Consider the following 16,924-nt stretch of genomic DNA (forward strand, 5'->3'; position numbering starts at 1 on the left):
TCTCTTTCATTGACGTGGTATAGCAAGTATTATAGTTGCTTTCTGCGCCGTGTGAGCGCGAAGCCTAAAAGAAAGCACACAATGGCACTAAGCGCGCTTGTTGTGCCCCATATAAGCGCCAGTTTTTGCCAAAATGCTTCAGGAAGTGCAGAAATAAGCAGCGAATCGGCGCTAAAACTCCAGTTTCCTTGAGGGAAGAGCACTTCATGAAATTGAGTAAAAAAGTCGGTGAAGTTGAACAACGATGCCAGTATGCCGCATGCTAACAATACAAGTGTAACGATGCCGGCATGTTTAAGTGCGCGTCCTAGGTAAACGCGTTGGTTCATGAAGAAGAGGAGCGCTACAAGCGCAAGGCTTACCACAGCACTTGCAATGCTGACGTTGCGCGCGATAACGCCTAAGGCATAGACATCATCCAGGTGTGTAAGTGCTGCTTGCGTTATAAAAAAACGTTCGTCAAATTTGGTAATAGTAGCTGGTGCCTGCTGCATAATCGTGTGTTTGCGAAAGCTTGCATTCGCATGCTTGATCATCGACTTGATTGCTTTGTGTGTGTTATACGTATCAGCAAGTGCACTGCGAACTTTTGCATTAATATTGCGTCCTTGAGCTGCATTTATTTTTAGTTGAGCGTAGAGCAGCCGTTTTTTATTGTGTGCACCAAACGAGTAATCGCGCAGTTCGCCTGCCATATAAACCAACTCATACTGCGTAAACATGCGGTTGTGCTGTATTGCATCTTTTGCAGCAACTTTTTCAATGCTGGCACGTGAGCAAGCGCGTGTTACGTGAGGGTTCATACACACAAATAATCCGCACGTCAGAAGAAATATGCAAAGACTTATACTCAGCAGAATATGCGCTGTTTTAAACAGATATATGCGCGCTGTTTTTGGATGAGAAGCTGGGAATTTGCTGGTGTGCTCCGTTTTCTCTGTGGCGCGCTCAGTTTGCTGTGTGCTATCGGGGAAGCGCTCTGTACCATGCCCGTTGGTGTGCTCGGCTACCTGCTCTGTGACCTGCTCAACGCGCTCTTCAGTGCGCTCTTCAGCGCGCTCATCGGGCTGCATACGCTGATCATCTGCCATTTTGCTGGCAGATGCTGCTGCGTATTGTGTATGCTGTTGCGTATTACTATTGCTTTCGCGTGTCACTTTTTGTCACATTCTCGCATGGATTGTTATTCTTACATGAGCACTATAAGCGTATTATACTCATCTTTCATACAGACGCGGTAGCACTGTTCGTGCATTTGTGGCAGAACGGGCTGCACATGGTAGCGCTATGGTAGCGCTATGGTAGCGCGCGTGTGACGAGATGCTGTTCGATAAGCTTCACGCGCGCCTTTCGTGTGCTACTGTAGGTCTACCCAGATGGTAGCTGCTGTAATGCCTTTCATATCTTTGGAAATGGTAGGCAAAGGCCCCAAGCGAGAAAATACGCCTGCAAACTGCCCATTATAGATATACAAGCCATTGAGGTTGTTATACAGTTGTCCTGCTTGCTGCACTTCGTTATCGCGGCGCTGTTCGATGTCGGTATCGGGCGGCAGCGTAAGTGTTTTATAAGGCTGAATGTAGTGCTGTGCAATCATCGGAAAACCCGCTTTGCTATCAACAAAGCGATCAAGTAACGCATCCCATTTCTCTTGCGTTGTGCCAAGCCCCGCATACACGTTATCAGCACCATAGTGATCAACAGGTTTGATAATCCATTTATTTTTATTCTCATGAATTGCCTGTTCAGTGATAGTATATGAAGTAAGAGGTAGCGTTAGCGGCACCGTTTCATGAATAAACTCAATTTCGTTTTTCGTAAGAAATGCCTGTGTTTGCGGATGCGTAAGAATCTGGAAAATTTGTTTGTCATGTACAATATGTCCCGCAAAGCTGCCAATAAGCGTCACGCAACCCGCACGTAACGCATCAAGGAATGGTTTTGACTCATCCCAAAATTCCAACACATCGTTGGTAACGCAGCGTCGCCAAATTGCATCAATCACGTCGCCTTCTGGCGAGCGTGCATGCGTACCATCAAAGGAAATTTCCCGCACGTCGCATACAATGCAATGGTAGCCACGCGCTTCAAACAACTTTGCAAACAGATAGAACTCGTCCACGACACCATGATCAAGATAATCACAGATAGCAAATGTAGGATTATTATGTGCATTATCGGACGACTCGTAAATTGCAATAAACGTGCTGACCCAGCTTTCAAACAATTCACAACCTGCAACGTTATGGTGTTTTGCAAACTCCTTAAATGTAGCGCTTTGCTCAATAGAATGAGTAATCTCGCGGTTTTCGTTCATGCCGCTTGAGCCATCGCCATTAAATTCACAAAATTTGAGCGTGTTATTCGCTTCATCAAAAAAGGTATCAACGCGCGCAAACGGCAAAACGTCTTTGTATCCGCGCGGTAGCAAAATAAGCTCTTTTAAGCGTTCATCAAAATCAAAAATCTCACGATAGCTTGGGTTATCAAGATAGTGCTGAATCACTTTGCATAAAATGCGGTGGGTGTTTTCAGCAGTATATTTGAACATGGTATAGCTTGCTGCATTGAATAGCTTAGGTGTGAAACTTGCCTCAACAACGCGATGATGTACAATGGCGCTTGATTGCTGCATGTAGGTATGTGCACGACGTCGTGAAGCAATATCTCCATTCAGCCGAGCGCTTATATTGAAATACTCTTCTACGAGTGCTTTATTACTTTTCATGGCACGTGCCACCCCTTTCGTCACGTTTGTGTATACCCTTCAATGCCGCATATTTAGTCTTGACACAATCAATTCTCCTGCATGATTCACTATACCTATAAAACGTGCGCTGTACTCATTCAGTTGAAGAACACAGATAAGTTACACTCACAAAAAAGTGCTAGGGTTGTTCTCTATTCGCTTTTATAATAGATACGTCATATAAATCCCGAGGGGTATGTGGAGTTAGCGCCACACTGACCTCTACTCCAAGGGGGCAAAAGGAGATAATATGAATACACAGCCCCGTTCTTTTTTATTTACGTCAGAATCGGTTACCGAAGGTCACCCCGACAAAATGTGCGACCAGATTTCCGATGCAATCCTTGACGCCATTTTGGCAAAAGAAATCGACCTTGCCCGTGCAGGTTATATTGCCCCTAATGGCGCTCCTGCAAATCCAGCACTGTTTCGCTGCGCATGTGAAACGTTTATCTCTACTGGACTTGTGGTTGTTGGCGGCGAAGTGCGCACGCAAGCTTATGTTGATGTTCCAGAAATTGTGCGCAGCGTCATTGATGAAATTGGCTACAATCGCGGAAAATACGGTTTCGATGCCCATACGTGCGGCGTTATGAATGCCATTCACGAACAAAGTCCTGATATTGCGCTTGGCGTTGACGAATCGTACGAAATTCAGCATGCTGCAGGTTCTGAAAGTGCACACGCGCTTGATAAGTACGATACTATCGGCGCAGGTGACCAAGGCATGATGTTTGGTTATGCGTGCGATGAAACGCCAACGCTTATGCCGATGCCTATTTATGTTGCGCATCGCCTTGCCGAAAAACTTACCGAAGTTCGTAAAAATGAAACGCTTGATTACTTGCGTCCCGATGGAAAAACGCAGGTAACGATACGTTATGCGGATGGCCGTCCGCAAGCTGTTGAGCGCGTTGTGGTGTCAACACAGCATGCAGAAGACGTGTCGATGGACACCTTGCGCGACGATATTGTGCGCTTTGTCGTGCATCCTGTGCTTGAAGCTGCGCATATTGAGCTTGCGCGTGACGCGCAGGTGTTTATCAATCCTACCGGGCGTTTTGTTGTTGGCGGGCCGATGGGTGACGCCGGATTAACCGGTCGCAAGATTATCGTGGATACCTATGGTGGTATGGGTCGCCATGGCGGCGGTGCGTTCTCAGGGAAAGACTGCACGAAAGTTGACCGTTCAGCTGCGTATGCAGCGCGTTGGGTTGCAAAAAATGTTGTCGCTGCAAAGCTTGCATCGCGCTGTGAAGTGCAGGTAGCATACGCTATTGGTGTTGCGCATCCTGTGTCGATTATGGTTGACACGTTTGGCAGTGCCCATGTTGATGAACACCTTATCGAGCGTGCTATTGCGCAGGTGTTTGACTTGCGTCCTGCAGCGATTATTGACGAGCTCGATTTGCGCCGCCCGATTTATCGTAAAACAGCAAGTTATGGTCATTTTGGCCGTGAATTGCCCGAGTTTACGTGGGAACAAACCAATATGGTTGACAAGCTTACGCGCGCTGTTGCTGCACTTTCATAACGATGCTCCATGAAGCTTGCTGACGTTATTGTTGATGTAGCATCTGCGTGCCTTGAAAGCATGTACACCTATCGCGTAAACGACACGTTTGACCAGGGCGATTATCAGCTTGAAGTGGGTTGTGTTGTCATGGTTCCGCTTGGTGCGCGCAGCGTTCTTGGATTTGTTGCGCGCGTCTACACTGCAGATACGTGCGCGTGTCCTGTTAAGCGCCTGCGCTCGATACAACGTGTGTGCTCGCAGCCGTATTTTACGGAGCTTCAACTGCAATGCGCATACTATATGGCGCGCTACTATATCGCGCCGTTATCAGCCTGTATTCGACTGTTTATGCCGCCAGGTGGAGTGGGAAAAGTAGTGCGCGCGCCGCATGGGGAACCTGTTGCGGGTGGCGCGCCCACTCCCGTGCCTGTTGCGGGTGGAACGCCTGTCGTTCCTGGTGAGGAATGCGTTGTCGATGGCGCACGTGATGGAGCATCCGTTCTCGCGACCCCACCTGTTCTCTCGATCGATACAACACTACCGTCCGCGCCCGCACCTGCGCCTTCACGCGCATGGATCTATCGCGGTCCTGTTATGCACGCGCAACAAGATACGTGGCTTGAAATTACACCCGAAGGTGCTGCCTATGCGCCTCCGCGCAATGCGCATCGCCAAAGCGCGCTGCTTGATGCGCTGCGAGCTGGCCCTTTGCTGCTAAGCGAGCTTGCGCTTCAATTTGATCGCGCAACAAGCACTGTTAATTCCCTCGTTAAAAAAGGCTTCATCACCAAAACAGTGCAAGCGCACTCCTACGCGCTTTCCAATGTAAACCAGCCGCATTATACGCGCCCGTTTCAGCTTAACGAGCACCAGCACGCTGCCATCTCTTGCATCACGCAGTGCATGGATAGCGCCTGTGGTCAGGCAGTTGTTGTGGATGGCGTCACGGGCTCGGGCAAAACGGAAGTGTATCTTGAAGCCATTGCACATTGTTTGCAAGCAGGGAAAAACGCCATCGTGCTTGTTCCTGAAATTTCACTCACACCGCAAACAGTCGCACGATTTCGTGGTCGTTTTGGCAATATGGTTGCGCTTTTACACTCGCGCCTTACCACGAAAGAGCGTTTTGAGCAGTGGCAAAGCATCTATCAGCACCACGCGCGTGTTGTGGTTGGTGCGCGCAGTGCGCTGTTTTGCCCCTTGCGTGATATCGGCCTTATCATTATCGATGAAGAACATGTAGAAACCTACAAGCAAGAAGCAGCGCCGCGTTATCATGCGCGCGATGTTGCCTGGTGGATGGCGCAGCAAACAGCAGCTACTTTGGTGCTTGGCTCGGCCACGCCGTCGCTTGAAACGCTTGAAGCGGTTAAGCGTGAAAACTGGCATCACGTAAAGCTTGCTACGCGTGCAAACGGCGCTCCCATGCCGCCCATAACGGTTGTTGACATGGCAGCCGAATTTGGCGGCGGTTCGCGTTCGATGTTTTCGCGCACGCTTCAGCAAGCGCTTGTGCACACGTTGCAACACAATCACAAAGCGGTTCTTATGCTCAACCAACGCGGTTTTGCACGCTTCGTGTTGTGTCGTGATTGCGGTTATACGCCTGAGTGTACACACTGTTCAACCAAGCTTACGTTTCATGAAGTGAACCATCGCTTAATGTGCCATCATTGCGGATATAGTGCACCTTTACCTGCGGTTTGTCCCGTTTGTAAAAGCCCGTACTTGAAGAAATTTGGTGCGGGAACGCAGCGTGTTGAAGCGGAATTGCGCAGTTTTCTCAGTCAGCAAATTGAGCTTACTTACGAGGTGCCGGTGGTGCGCATGGACGCTGATACCACTTCTGCGCGCTATGCTCATGAACGCTTGCTCGATGAGTTTGCTTCATTTGAAACAGGTGCTGTTTTACTGGGAACGCAAATGATTGCCAAAGGTCTCGATTTCAAAGATGTAACGCTGGTTGGTATTATCAATGCTGATACGACGCTTAATTTGCCTGATTATCGCAGTCACGAGCGTACCTTCAATTTAATTGAGCAAGTAGCAGGACGCGCAGGGCGCGATGTGCTGCCTGGTCGTGTAATCTTGCAAACATACAATCCGCATGTACTGCCTATTCAAGCAGCTGCTCATTATGACCGATCTGCTTTTATAACTGGTGAACTGGAAAAACGCAGGCAGTTCGGTTATCCTCCGTTCACATCGTGCGTCAATATTTTAGCGTGGGGTGCTCAAAAAGAAGCTACGCGCCATGCTTTAGAACAGTTTCGTGTTGTGTTAATGGATCATCTTGCGTCAAAGGGATGCACCACCTGGTGGGTATCTGATGTTCTTGCGTGCGTGCTTGAGAAAGTGCGCGAAATTTATCGCTTTCATATTTTTATTAAAGCACCGCGTGAAGCTGCTGTTTCTGCAGTTTTATATGAGCTCGTTCGTAAACGAAAAACAGTAGCTGGTGTCAACATTGCTATTGATGTTGATCCATTGAGCGTCATGTAATGGAGCGAAAAGTAAAACTATCACGTGTTGCAAGAACTGTGTGCCGCAAGCTTTTGTTGAGCTACGCTCTTTAGTGTGTTCAGAGAAGATTGATTCTTTCGTTTTGCTATGTATACAGCGTATGTCACTCTTTTGCGTGTTGAGGAAAAAAATGAGTGATTTTGTGCGTTGTGTGAACGTGTGCTACATACGCACTCCATGAGAAAAAAATGCTAGAATGCAATTTGTATTATTGCGCCTAAATTCAGAAATTTAAGTAAATAGAGCATTCAATGTTGGCAGCGAAAGGATATATTTGTGACTGTTAAATCAAAAAAATCCCAAGTAAACGATAAAAAAGTAACACATGATGCAAATGATAGTGCTCAGGAATCGGTAAGCGAGTTGGCAGTTCAGAAAGAAAAAACTACAAAAAAAGCAAAATCTTCAACTTCTCGTACTGCCGGCAATACGCGCAGCGTGAAAAAACCATCTGCATCTAAACAAGCTGCTCCAAAGAAAGCATCTTCTAAAAAAACTCAAGTATCATCTGCTTCAAAGGATACGCTCCAAGAAGCCTCTGAAAATTTGGAGATGCTCCCCGAGAGTGTCTCTGCTGAAACTGCCACTTCACACACAAACACATTATCTAAGAAAACTTCCGCATCAAAACGCAGCACGCGTACTACCAGTACAAAAAGCGCTAAAGCGTCTTCATCAAAAATAACTACTGATGACCACGAACAAAGCGATGTATCAGAAAGCGTTGCTGATAAGAAAAATTCTTCACGCAAAAAAACAAGCGTTCGCAGTGCAAAGACCGCTTCAACTGATACACCTCGTACAGCAGAGCGTACGTCATCAAAAAAAGCTGCATCGGCTAAAAAATCTGAATCTAAAAATAGTACGCAGCATGATAACGAAGGCGCATTAAAGCAACCAGCAGAAAAGAAAACAAGCGCTGCGTCTTCATCAAGTTTATCATCTTCAGGCATCGATGCAGAGCCTTCGGTGGACGATCTTACTGCAGAAACATTTGACGATGTTTCCATTGATGATATGACGGTATCTGACCTTGAAAAAGCCATCACTCATGAAACCGATTTATTTGATGGTATTCCTGATGAAGAATTGAATGCTGTTCCCGATACACCGCTTCCGAAAGTAAAAGCTGCACGCGCGTCAAAAATTAAATCAAGTCGCATGCGTTCGGTTGATACCGGCGTTACGATGCTTACCGGCGATCCAGTTCGCATGTATTTGAAAGAAATTGGTAAAGTGTCACTGCTTGATGCTAATGAAGAAGTGGTGCTTGCAAAGAAAATTGAAGACGGAATTAAGGCTGGTCGCGAGCTTGAAGAGCTGGAAGCAGCTGGCAAAGAGCTTACACGTCTTGAGCGCCGCAAGCTTTCTCGTGTTGAAATGATGGGGCTTGATGCTAAGCAAATGCTTATTGAAGCAAATTTGCGCTTGGTTGTATCCATTGCAAAACGCTATGTTGGGCGTGGCATGCTGTTCCTTGACCTTATCCAAGAGGGCAATTTAGGTCTTATTCGCGCTGTTGAAAAGTTCGATTATACGAAAGGCTTCAAGTTTTCTACGTATGCTACGTGGTGGATTCGTCAAGCTATCACCCGTGCTATTGCCGATCAAGCGCGTACCATACGTATTCCTGTTCATATGGTTGAAACTATTAACAAATTAGTACGCATACAGCGTAATTTGCTTCAAACACTTGGGCGTGAACCAACACCTGAGGAAATTGGCAAAGAGATGGGCATGACCGCTGAAAAAGTTCGTGAAATTCAAAAAATTAGCCAGGAACCGGTTAGTTTGGAAACACCTATCGGTGAGGAAGAAGACTCTCAACTGGGAGACTTCATTGAAGATGAAGCAACGATTGCACCAGCTGAAGCTGCTAGTTATTCCATGCTTCAAAAGCAGCTTGCTAAAGTGCTTGACGGTTTAGCTGAACGTGAGCGTAAAGTAATTGTTCTTCGCTTTGGTCTTGAAGATGGGCATCCGCGTACTTTGGAAGAAGTGGGGCGCGAGTTTAAAGTAACGCGCGAGCGCATTCGTCAGATTGAAAGCAAGACACTAGCAAAATTGCGTCACCCTTCGCGTTCCTCAAAATTGAAAGACTACCTTGAGGTGTAGCATGAATAGCGCGCCCAGTAGCGAGTCGCGCGACATATTCGAGTTTTATGCAAGCTGCTTGCCCGGTTCGCAGCAGTTGCTTGCTCAAGAAATGAAAACGCTTGGCATTAAGCGCGTGCGTCCACTTCAAAGCGGCGTGGCATTTTTTGCTACTCAGCAGCAAGTATATAAGTTTTTGTTGTACAGTCGTATTGCTGCACGCGTAACGCTTATTCTTGCACGAGTATCCGCCCCTGATGCCGATACGCTTTATCGTAATGTTGCTTCGATGAACTGGTGCGATATTATTGCACCTGGTACGACGATTGCAGTTAAAGCTTCTGGTACGCACCAGCAGCTTCGTAATACGCACTTCACAGCGTTAAAAGTAAAAGATGCGATTGTCGATACCTTGCGTGCAACGCGTTCGCAAGATGAAATTCGTGTTAAACACTCTCATGAACAGCATGTATCTTCTGTAAAACAGCAGATATGCGCTTCTATTGATGTTCGTTTGCGCGATAATCGTGCTACTTTGTCTTTAGATGTAAGTGGTGGAACGCTGGGACGTCGTTTTTATTTAGGCGACGTTGAACATGATAAAGCACCACTTGAAACACTGGTTGCTGCTGTTCTTGCACAACGTGTTTGCAATCAAACTAATGCACGTACGTTTATTGATCCGTGTGCGTATAGCGCTCGTTTTATTTTTGAAGCGTTATGTGCATGCTTGCATATGCCTCTTCATGCGTATCGCAATTCGTGGGGTGTGCGTGCTTGGGCATTGCACGATAGTGACATGTGGAGTGATTTGCAACAAAACGCGCAGTGCGCATATGCTGCTGCCGTGCAACAGTTTATGGATGATGTGCAGGCAAAACGTGTACGTCCGTGGGTAGTCTTGTGCACTCATGCAGCCTCTCAGCAGCGTATTATCAAGCAGTTTAAAGACGCTCATCTTGGGGCATTAGTAGCGTGTGGTGCTGTGGCGTGTTTAGTGGTCAATCCAATGAACGTTCAGCGGAGTCTCGCACTGCTTAACCCGAAGATGTATGATGATGGCAACTATGATCATGGCATTGCTCTTGCATCGTGTTATGCGTTATCATCGCTGCGTTCGCAAGCATCTACCATTGCATGTCAGCAGCTTATGCTACAGTGCATGTACCACGTTACTGACACGGTATGGGTAGCTACCTTGGACGATAGCTTTGTAGCTCTTTGCACTGCTCAGCTTGAGACTGCGCGCGGGCACCATCAATCTCTGTCGTCATGGAGCGTTTTGCAAAAACATGCCGTTGACCAAAGCGTCACTGATGAAGAACATGCAGCTGATCAAAGCGCCACTGATGCAGAACACGCAGATGATCAAGCGCTCACGACTGCTAAAAGTAGTGCTGCATCCACAACATCAATTCCGCTTGCGAGCGTTTCTGTTCTTGAACTTTTATGCGCGCATCAAAAAGTGTCGGTGTCGGTTATTGAGCATGTTCGTTCTTGCTTACCAGGAACCTTATACCAGGTAAGTGATACCAATGGTGGCGCTGCTCATCCGGTATATCTTTACGAAGAAGGATCCTTGCAGTTTGCGCAGCGCTTAATTAAGCTGTTGCGTGAAAGACGCAAATTCGCGCGTACGTGTCAGGTTGCAAATTATCGCCTTTACGATGCCGACTTGCCAGAATTTTCACTTGCAATTGATGTATATAGTGCCGCGCAATCACCCGATTTTCAACAGACTCCCGAGCAGTTGTATTTGCATATAAGTGAATATGCTCCTGCGCGTTGTATTTCTCCTATAAAGGCGGCACGTCGTTTTGCCGATGCGGTATATATTGCATCGTGTGTTTGTAATGTTCCTGTTGAGCGTATATTTATCAAAACACGTATACAAGAAAAAGGTGGAGCGCAGTATAGCAATGCAGGTGCAGCACACGAGCCTTGTGTTCGCTACATTCGCGAAAACGACTTGATATTTGAAGTCGACCTAGCAAGCAAGCTTGATACCGGAATATTTCTTGATCACCGTATAACACGACAGCTTGTTGAAAAACACTGTACAGGCGCGCGCTTCTTGAACTTGTTTGGATATACAGGTAGTGCGAGTGTGTATGCTGCACGTGGCGGCGCACACAGTACCACCACGGTTGATCTGTCACAGCGCTATCTTGAATGGGCAGATAGAAATATGTATCTAAACGGCTTTGAGGGTTCGCAGCACCTGTTCGAGCGCGGAGATGTAATGCGTTGGCTGACTGATGCACGTCGCTCAGGCAAACGCTTTGACTTCATTTTTGTTGACCCGCCAACCTTTTCCAATTCCAAGGCAATGGGGCGGCGCACCTGGGATGTTCAGCGCGATCATGTTGAGCTGCTTATCGGTGTTTCCCGGTTGCTTTCTGAGCACGGTCGAGCGTTGTTCTCGTGCAACTTGCGATCATTTAAGCTCAATGAGCAGCAGTTGAAGCATTATGGCGTTGACGTGCGCTGTATTACTGATGAAACTATTCCGCTCGATTTTGCGCGTAATAAGAAAATTCATCATTGTTATTGGGTGTATCGCATCGCGCAACATTAAGTATGTTTTCCAGGCGAATCGAGCTTGATTGTAACGATGCTTTAATGTGTGCTGTTACAGAAAACGATGCTGTGATACGAGCGTGTTTCTGCGTACGCGTATGAGCACTTTAGTGCGTTTACCAGCGCGTACTACTACTGTTATATGTTCATGCGTGCAAATGCGTCTAGGGGAATATATCGAAGCTCTCGCCACACCTGTGCGAGCGTATGTTTACAGAATGGTCCGTGTTAATGCAGGTAATTGCTCTTATTTTTTGCAACTTATGCGCGGAATTGATTTTTTCTTGAACACCGCGCATTTTTCTTGTGTGTTAGGTTAAAATAAGCAAGCACGCGCGGGCCCTTAGCTCAATGGCGGAGCAGGGGACTCATAATCCCTTGGTTGCAGGTTCGAGTCCTGCAGGGCCCACCACGTTTCTTTTGGTTGTAATCGTTTGTCAATCTTCCAGTGCATGTATACCTCTCGTAATCTATAAGTACCTGTATCGCTTTTCATCAAACATGTTCAAGCGGACGCGAGCTTACATGATTAATGCTATGCACAAACAATCTTGCACAAGCGTTATCCAAGCACAGAGACCTCTGCTAAAAGTTTTTTATGTTTTAGTGCACCGCGCTGTTAGCTATCACTACGAATGGTTTCAGGAGTATATATGCCAGAGTTTATTTACCAAATGAATCATGCACGTAAAGCCCAAGGCAACAAGCTTATTCTTGATGATGTAACGCTTAGTTTTTATCCGGGTGCAAAAATTGGAGTCGTCGGGCCAAACGGTATGGGTAAATCCACACTTTTGCGTATTATGGCAGGTAAGCTTGATGTTTCAAATGGCGAAGCTCGCTTAACACCTGGTTTTACAGTAGGTATTTTGGAGCAAGAACCGGTGCTCGATTCTGAAAAAACCGTTGACGAAACGATTGCCAGCGCTTTTGGCGACATCATACGCAAAGTAAATCGCTTCAACGAAATTGGTGCTCAGATGGCGCTTCCTGATGCCGATTTTGATGCGCTGATGGCAGAAATGGGCACCTTGCAAAATGAAATTGATGCTGCTGATGGGTGGGATATCGACTCAAAGCTCTCGCAAGCGGCTGACGCGCTTCAATGTCCCGATGGATCGGCGCTTATAAAGCACCTTTCGGGTGGTCAGCGCCGCCGCGTAGCGCTTTGTACCTTGCTGCTTACGCAACCCGATTTGCTTTTGTTGGACGAGCCTACCAACCACCTTGATGCCGAATCGGTTGCCTGGCTTGAAGCTCACTTAAAAACCTATCCAGGCGCTGTTCTAGCGGTTACGCACGATCGTTATTTTCTTGATCATGTTGCCGAGTGGATTTGCGAAGTTGATAGAGGGCATTTGTACCCTTACAAGGGAAATTATTCAACGTATCTTGAAACGAAGGCAGCGCGCATGGCAGCTGAAGGCCAAGCAAGTGAAAAACACGCCAAAAAGCTTGCACGCGAGCTTGAGTGGGTGCGTCTGTCACCGAAAGCGCGCCAAGCAAAGAACAAAGCACGCCTTGAGCGTTATAATCAAATGCTTGCAGAGTCCTCTTCCAGTAAAAAACCTGACTTTACGGAAATTTGTATTCCTGCTGCTCCACGCTTAGGAACGCGTGTTATTGAAGTGACACAGCTCTCGAAACGCTACGATGACATCGTTCTTTTCGACAATCTGAGTTTTTCACTACCTCCTAACGGGATCATTGGTGTTATCGGGCCGAACGGTGTTGGCAAATCAACTTTGTTCAAAATGATAATGGGCGAAGTTTCCCCCGATAGCGGCTCTATTTTCCGCGGAGAAACCGTGCAGCTTTCCTATGTTGACCAAACGCGTGCAGGTATTGATGCTCATAAAAAAGTGTGGGAAGTAGTATCGGACGGGCTTGATTATATGCAGGTAGGGGATACGGAAGTTCCCTCACGCGCTTATGTTGCGTCTTTTGGTTTTAAAGGCCCCGATCAACAAAAGGAAGCAGGCGTCTTATCGGGCGGTGAGCGCAATCGCTTGAATTTGGCGCTCACACTTAAGCAAGGCGGCAACGTTATCTTGCTTGACGAGCCTACCAATGATCTTGATACTGAAACGCTTGCTTCCCTAGAAGATGCGCTCCTTAATTTTGCTGGTTGTGCAGTTATTACCAGCCACGATAGATGGTTTCTCGATCGCATTGCCACGCATATTTTGGCATGGGAAGGCAGTGATGATAACCCGGCTGCATGGTATTGGTTTGAAGGAAATTTCGAGGCATATCAGGCAAATCGCGAGAAGCGTTTAGGTGTAGATGCTGCACGCCCGCATCGCATCCATCGCAAGCTCACGCGCAACTAGAAGCCCGCCACCCAGGAATTCGCGCAACCACGCCCGTACCTGCTTTTTACCTGTGCTAATCGGCTATACACGTTCAATATGAAACTTTTTAATGCCGCTGCGCCACTGTCGTTTTGTACCGCCTTTAATAGACAGTTTTGCTGCATCGTGATCAACAACAACGCTGCCGCCCAGCAAATTTACACCACGTTCAAAATATGCCTCGTGGGGAAGTGTCGATGGGCCTACAACGCCGCAATATGCGTGTTTGCTCAGTTCAAGTAAGCGCACGATGGTCTTGTTGATAAGCGTCGTTCCGGTCATAAAAACAAAATCTTGCTCAGGTAACAAAGCTTCACACGCGCTATCCGGTATGTCAAGCGAACTTGTGCAATTCCGCTCCAACACGCTTACACGCGCAATTTTTCGCATCGTTTCTACATTGGGAAAATGCCCAACCACAGCAACATTTTTGCCGCGATACTGCTCAGCAAGCGTCTTAAACGGATTGCTTGCGTCGTTGGTTTCTGCGCGGTCGAAATCGATAGCGCCACCCAGCGCTTCGACGTGCTGCACGCTTGAGTGCCATGCGTTAAGTGCAGCAACACCAATTGCCGCTTCTACAAAGTTCCACGACTTTGCAAATTGCGCTAAATTGCGCAGATCAAACTCGCGTGCATCCTTGTTGAAGCCCTCGTGCGCACCGGCCGATAGAGCGTGACTGATTCCCATGCCGCACGCCGCTTCAACATACACCCAATGAGCGCCAATACAATAATCAATTACCTCAATACCTGCGGGAATAGCATCAATTAATTCGTCATACAGTGCCCAAAAAGGCTGCTTTTGGGTGCACGATTGAAGCGTTTCGTGATTGCTGTTATATGAACTTTGCATAGGTATCCTTTTATTCTATGGTACAGATTTTAAGCGCAAGGAAAGGGATTGTTTCAGCCCTTCGAATGCGTTATAGCTATTGTAGCGCGATTTTTGAATGATGAAAAAGAAAAGATGGTAGCTCCGACCGGATTCGAACCGGCGACCTCCGCCTTGAGAGGGCGGCGTCCTAAACCGCTAGACGACGGAGCCACAATTTCCGCAGCGCTTAGTGCTGACACGCGTTTGGTGACGTGCGTTTGTAGCAAGTGGCTGGGGTGGAAGGAGTCGAACCCTCACGTACGGCACCAGAAACCGCTGTCCTGCCATTAGACTACACCCCATCGACATATCGATGCTTGTCAGTAAAAGACATAAGCGCAGGTTGTCATACTACACAGAGCGCAGCATTTCGTCAAGTGTCATTTTTGCAATAATGCACCTCGTACACAAATGTTCAAGCAGAAAACACAAGTAGTTCCATTTCGGCTCATGGCGCTTTATCCCACGCACTTACGAGGAACCTGCAACAAGCCAGTTCACCAGCGCATCGTGCGAATTCTCGCACCGTTTATCGATAACACGCTCAAGCGCTTTCGTTAGAATAGCTCCAATGTCGCAAGCTTCACAGTGCGTATAGGTGCATACATCATCTCCCGTAATTGCAAGCTGCTTTAGCGAATACGGCGCACCACACTTCAAAATAGCGTTGCATTGCGCTTCAAGCGCATCCGCCAGCGCTACGCCCTCTTGGTACCCAGCTGCTTTCGCTTGTGCATCAGCCCGCTGAAGAGCACACCATTCATAAAAAAGCTCCACGTTGCCTTTCATCGTTTTTAGTAGATGCTGCACCATGGTCATCGTAATTTCCTCACACGGCACACCCAGCATATCGTCATGATGTTTAACCAGGTAACACGCACGATCAATAACGCGTTTACGGTAGCCAAAGCGTGATAGCACGCTCCGTGTAATTATGCAGCTTTTCTCAGCATGTCCATGAAAGTGCCGAACACCCTGCTCCTCAACGCACACGGAGGGCTTGCCGCTGTCATGCAGCAGCGCTGCCCAGCGCAGATGAGCTTGCGCAGGTATAAAGCCAGTACAGTGTGCACTGTGTTCGTATACGTCAAAACAGTGATAGCGTGTTTTCTGGTCAAACCCTCTGCTTGCTTGTAGTTCAGGAATAAGTGCGCATACAATATCTGCATACGCTACCAGTGCTTTTTGAACGTGGCTTCCTTCCAGAAAGCGCTCAAATTCTGCGCGCACACGAGGCATCGGCAGCTTCTCAAGTAAGGTTTTACGCGTATTCATAGCGTGCCATGTTTCTTCATCGATAGAAAAGCCCATTTCACTTGCAAAACGAAGTGCACGAAGAATGCGCAACGCATCCTCGCTCATGCGCATATCAGCGCTCCCAACAGCTCGAATAATGCCGCGCTTACAATCGCGCAGCCCTCCGTATGCATCAACCAGCCCACGCGAAGCGTTCCACGCAAGTGCATTGATCGTAAAATCGCGCCGTGCAAGGTCATCTTCTATCGTTTGAACAGGGGATACTGCATCAGGATGCCGCGCATCGCTATACGTTCCATCGCTTCGATACTGCGTTACTTCAAAACACATGCCGTCAATTACCACGCTAAGCGTACCATGCGCAATACCCGTATGATGAACGCTCCACCCGTGGGATAACGCTACGCGCTCAACATGCTCCCAGGGCGCATTTGCAGCAAGATCGATATCGTGACGTGGTCGATCGAGCACTACGTCGCGCAGCCATCCGCCAACAACAAATGCTTCAATGCCAGCATTATTAAGAGCTTCCATTAAACATTGTGCCTGGTTGGGTAAGTGAGAAGTAAAAAGCTCGTTAAGACACGTGTGTGCATCACGTGCGCTTTTACGTTCTAACTGCACGAGAGTATCGATAGGCGTAGTGTGTTTCGTGTTCATTGAAAATAACCTCCGCATGTACCTTATCATCACGTGCTGTTCGCGCGAATGTTCGTAATCTATACATTATAATGCACGTGCGTTTTGTTTCATGATTGAAGCGTAGATATCGCTGCTTATGAGCACGAATACGGTATGTACATCGTTTTTATAACGTTAGTTGTGGAAACTTCTTCATAATTTAGGAAAGCTTACTCGTAACTCTTGCGTGCTTGTGTAAAGCACGGTAAAGTATCGCTTCGCGTCTTCAAGGAGAACGCATAGGGAAGGGCTGTGAAGGTAAGCCCTGCACACGTACCCCTTCAGAAATTTTTC

The 16,924-nt window shown here is 47.4% G+C and carries 9 protein-coding genes and 3 tRNA genes; 6 read left to right on the forward strand and 6 right to left on the reverse strand.

Annotated elements, in window-relative coordinates; genetic code table 11:
* Nucleotides 1-29: 29 nt before the first annotated feature.
* Both HMPREF3190_RS00735 and HMPREF3190_RS00740 read right to left on the reverse strand, forming a co-directional pair.
* Nucleotides 30-1,157, reverse strand: a complete 1,128-nt coding sequence (locus HMPREF3190_RS00735; protein ID WP_066779277.1) for a lipoprotein intramolecular transacylase Lit — start codon at nt 1,155-1,157, stop codon at nt 30-32.
* A gap of 200 nt (nt 1,158-1,357) precedes the next feature.
* Entirely contained in the window at nt 1,358-2,728 is a 1,371-nt protein-coding gene (locus tag HMPREF3190_RS00740) for an ATP-grasp domain-containing protein (protein WP_066779282.1), read from the reverse strand.
* A gap of 271 nt (nt 2,729-2,999) precedes the next feature.
* Here HMPREF3190_RS00740 and metK point away from each other — a divergent pair, with 271 nt between their 5' ends.
* The 6 genes from metK (at nt 3,000) to ettA (ending at nt 13,795) form a co-directional block, all read left to right on the forward strand.
* Nucleotides 3,000-4,283: a methionine adenosyltransferase gene (gene metK / locus HMPREF3190_RS00745; RefSeq protein ID WP_066779284.1), complete on the forward strand. Its 1,284-nt coding sequence runs from the start codon at nt 3,000-3,002 to the stop codon at nt 4,281-4,283.
* Between the two features lie 9 nt (nt 4,284-4,292).
* Nucleotides 4,293-6,767, forward strand: coding sequence for a replication restart helicase PriA (priA, locus tag HMPREF3190_RS00750; RefSeq protein ID WP_066779291.1), 2,475 nt, complete (start codon nt 4,293-4,295; stop codon nt 6,765-6,767).
* Nucleotides 6,768-7,739: 972 nt separating this feature from the next.
* Entirely contained in the window at nt 7,740-8,903 is a 1,164-nt protein-coding gene (gene rpoD, locus HMPREF3190_RS00755) for an RNA polymerase sigma factor RpoD (protein WP_066779314.1), read from the forward strand.
* Between the two features lies 1 nt (nt 8,904).
* Nucleotides 8,905-11,460, forward strand: coding sequence for a class I SAM-dependent methyltransferase (locus HMPREF3190_RS07210; RefSeq protein ID WP_449675919.1), 2,556 nt, complete (start codon nt 8,905-8,907; stop codon nt 11,458-11,460).
* A 339-nt stretch (nt 11,461-11,799) separates the two neighbouring features.
* Nucleotides 11,800-11,874 (forward strand) — tRNA-Ile (locus HMPREF3190_RS00765).
* Between the two features lie 241 nt (nt 11,875-12,115).
* The gene (ettA, locus tag HMPREF3190_RS00770; RefSeq protein WP_066779295.1) at nt 12,116-13,795 is read left to right on the forward strand and encodes an energy-dependent translational throttle protein EttA; all 1,680 of its coding nucleotides are present in this window, start codon (nt 12,116-12,118) and stop codon (nt 13,793-13,795) included.
* 63 nt (nt 13,796-13,858) lie between these two features.
* Here ettA and HMPREF3190_RS00775 read toward each other — a convergent pair whose 3' ends face one another.
* From HMPREF3190_RS00775 to HMPREF3190_RS00790, 4 genes are all read right to left on the reverse strand, one after another.
* Nucleotides 13,859-14,671, reverse strand: coding sequence for a DUF364 domain-containing protein (locus tag HMPREF3190_RS00775; protein WP_066779298.1), 813 nt, complete (start codon nt 14,669-14,671; stop codon nt 13,859-13,861).
* Between the two features lie 115 nt (nt 14,672-14,786).
* Nucleotides 14,787-14,863, reverse strand: a tRNA-Glu gene (locus HMPREF3190_RS00780).
* A gap of 57 nt (nt 14,864-14,920) precedes the next feature.
* Nucleotides 14,921-14,994, reverse strand: a tRNA-Gln gene (locus HMPREF3190_RS00785).
* Nucleotides 14,995-15,163: 169 nt separating this feature from the next.
* Complete coding sequence (locus HMPREF3190_RS00790) at nt 15,164-16,609, reverse strand: CCA tRNA nucleotidyltransferase (protein WP_066779302.1); 1,446 nt, start codon at nt 16,607-16,609, stop codon at nt 15,164-15,166.
* Nucleotides 16,610-16,924 lie beyond the last annotated feature (315 nt).

The sequence above is a fragment of the Umbribacter vaginalis genome (genome assembly GCA_001552935.1).
Taxonomy (GTDB): domain Bacteria; phylum Actinomycetota; class Coriobacteriia; order Coriobacteriales; family Eggerthellaceae; genus Berryella; species Berryella vaginalis.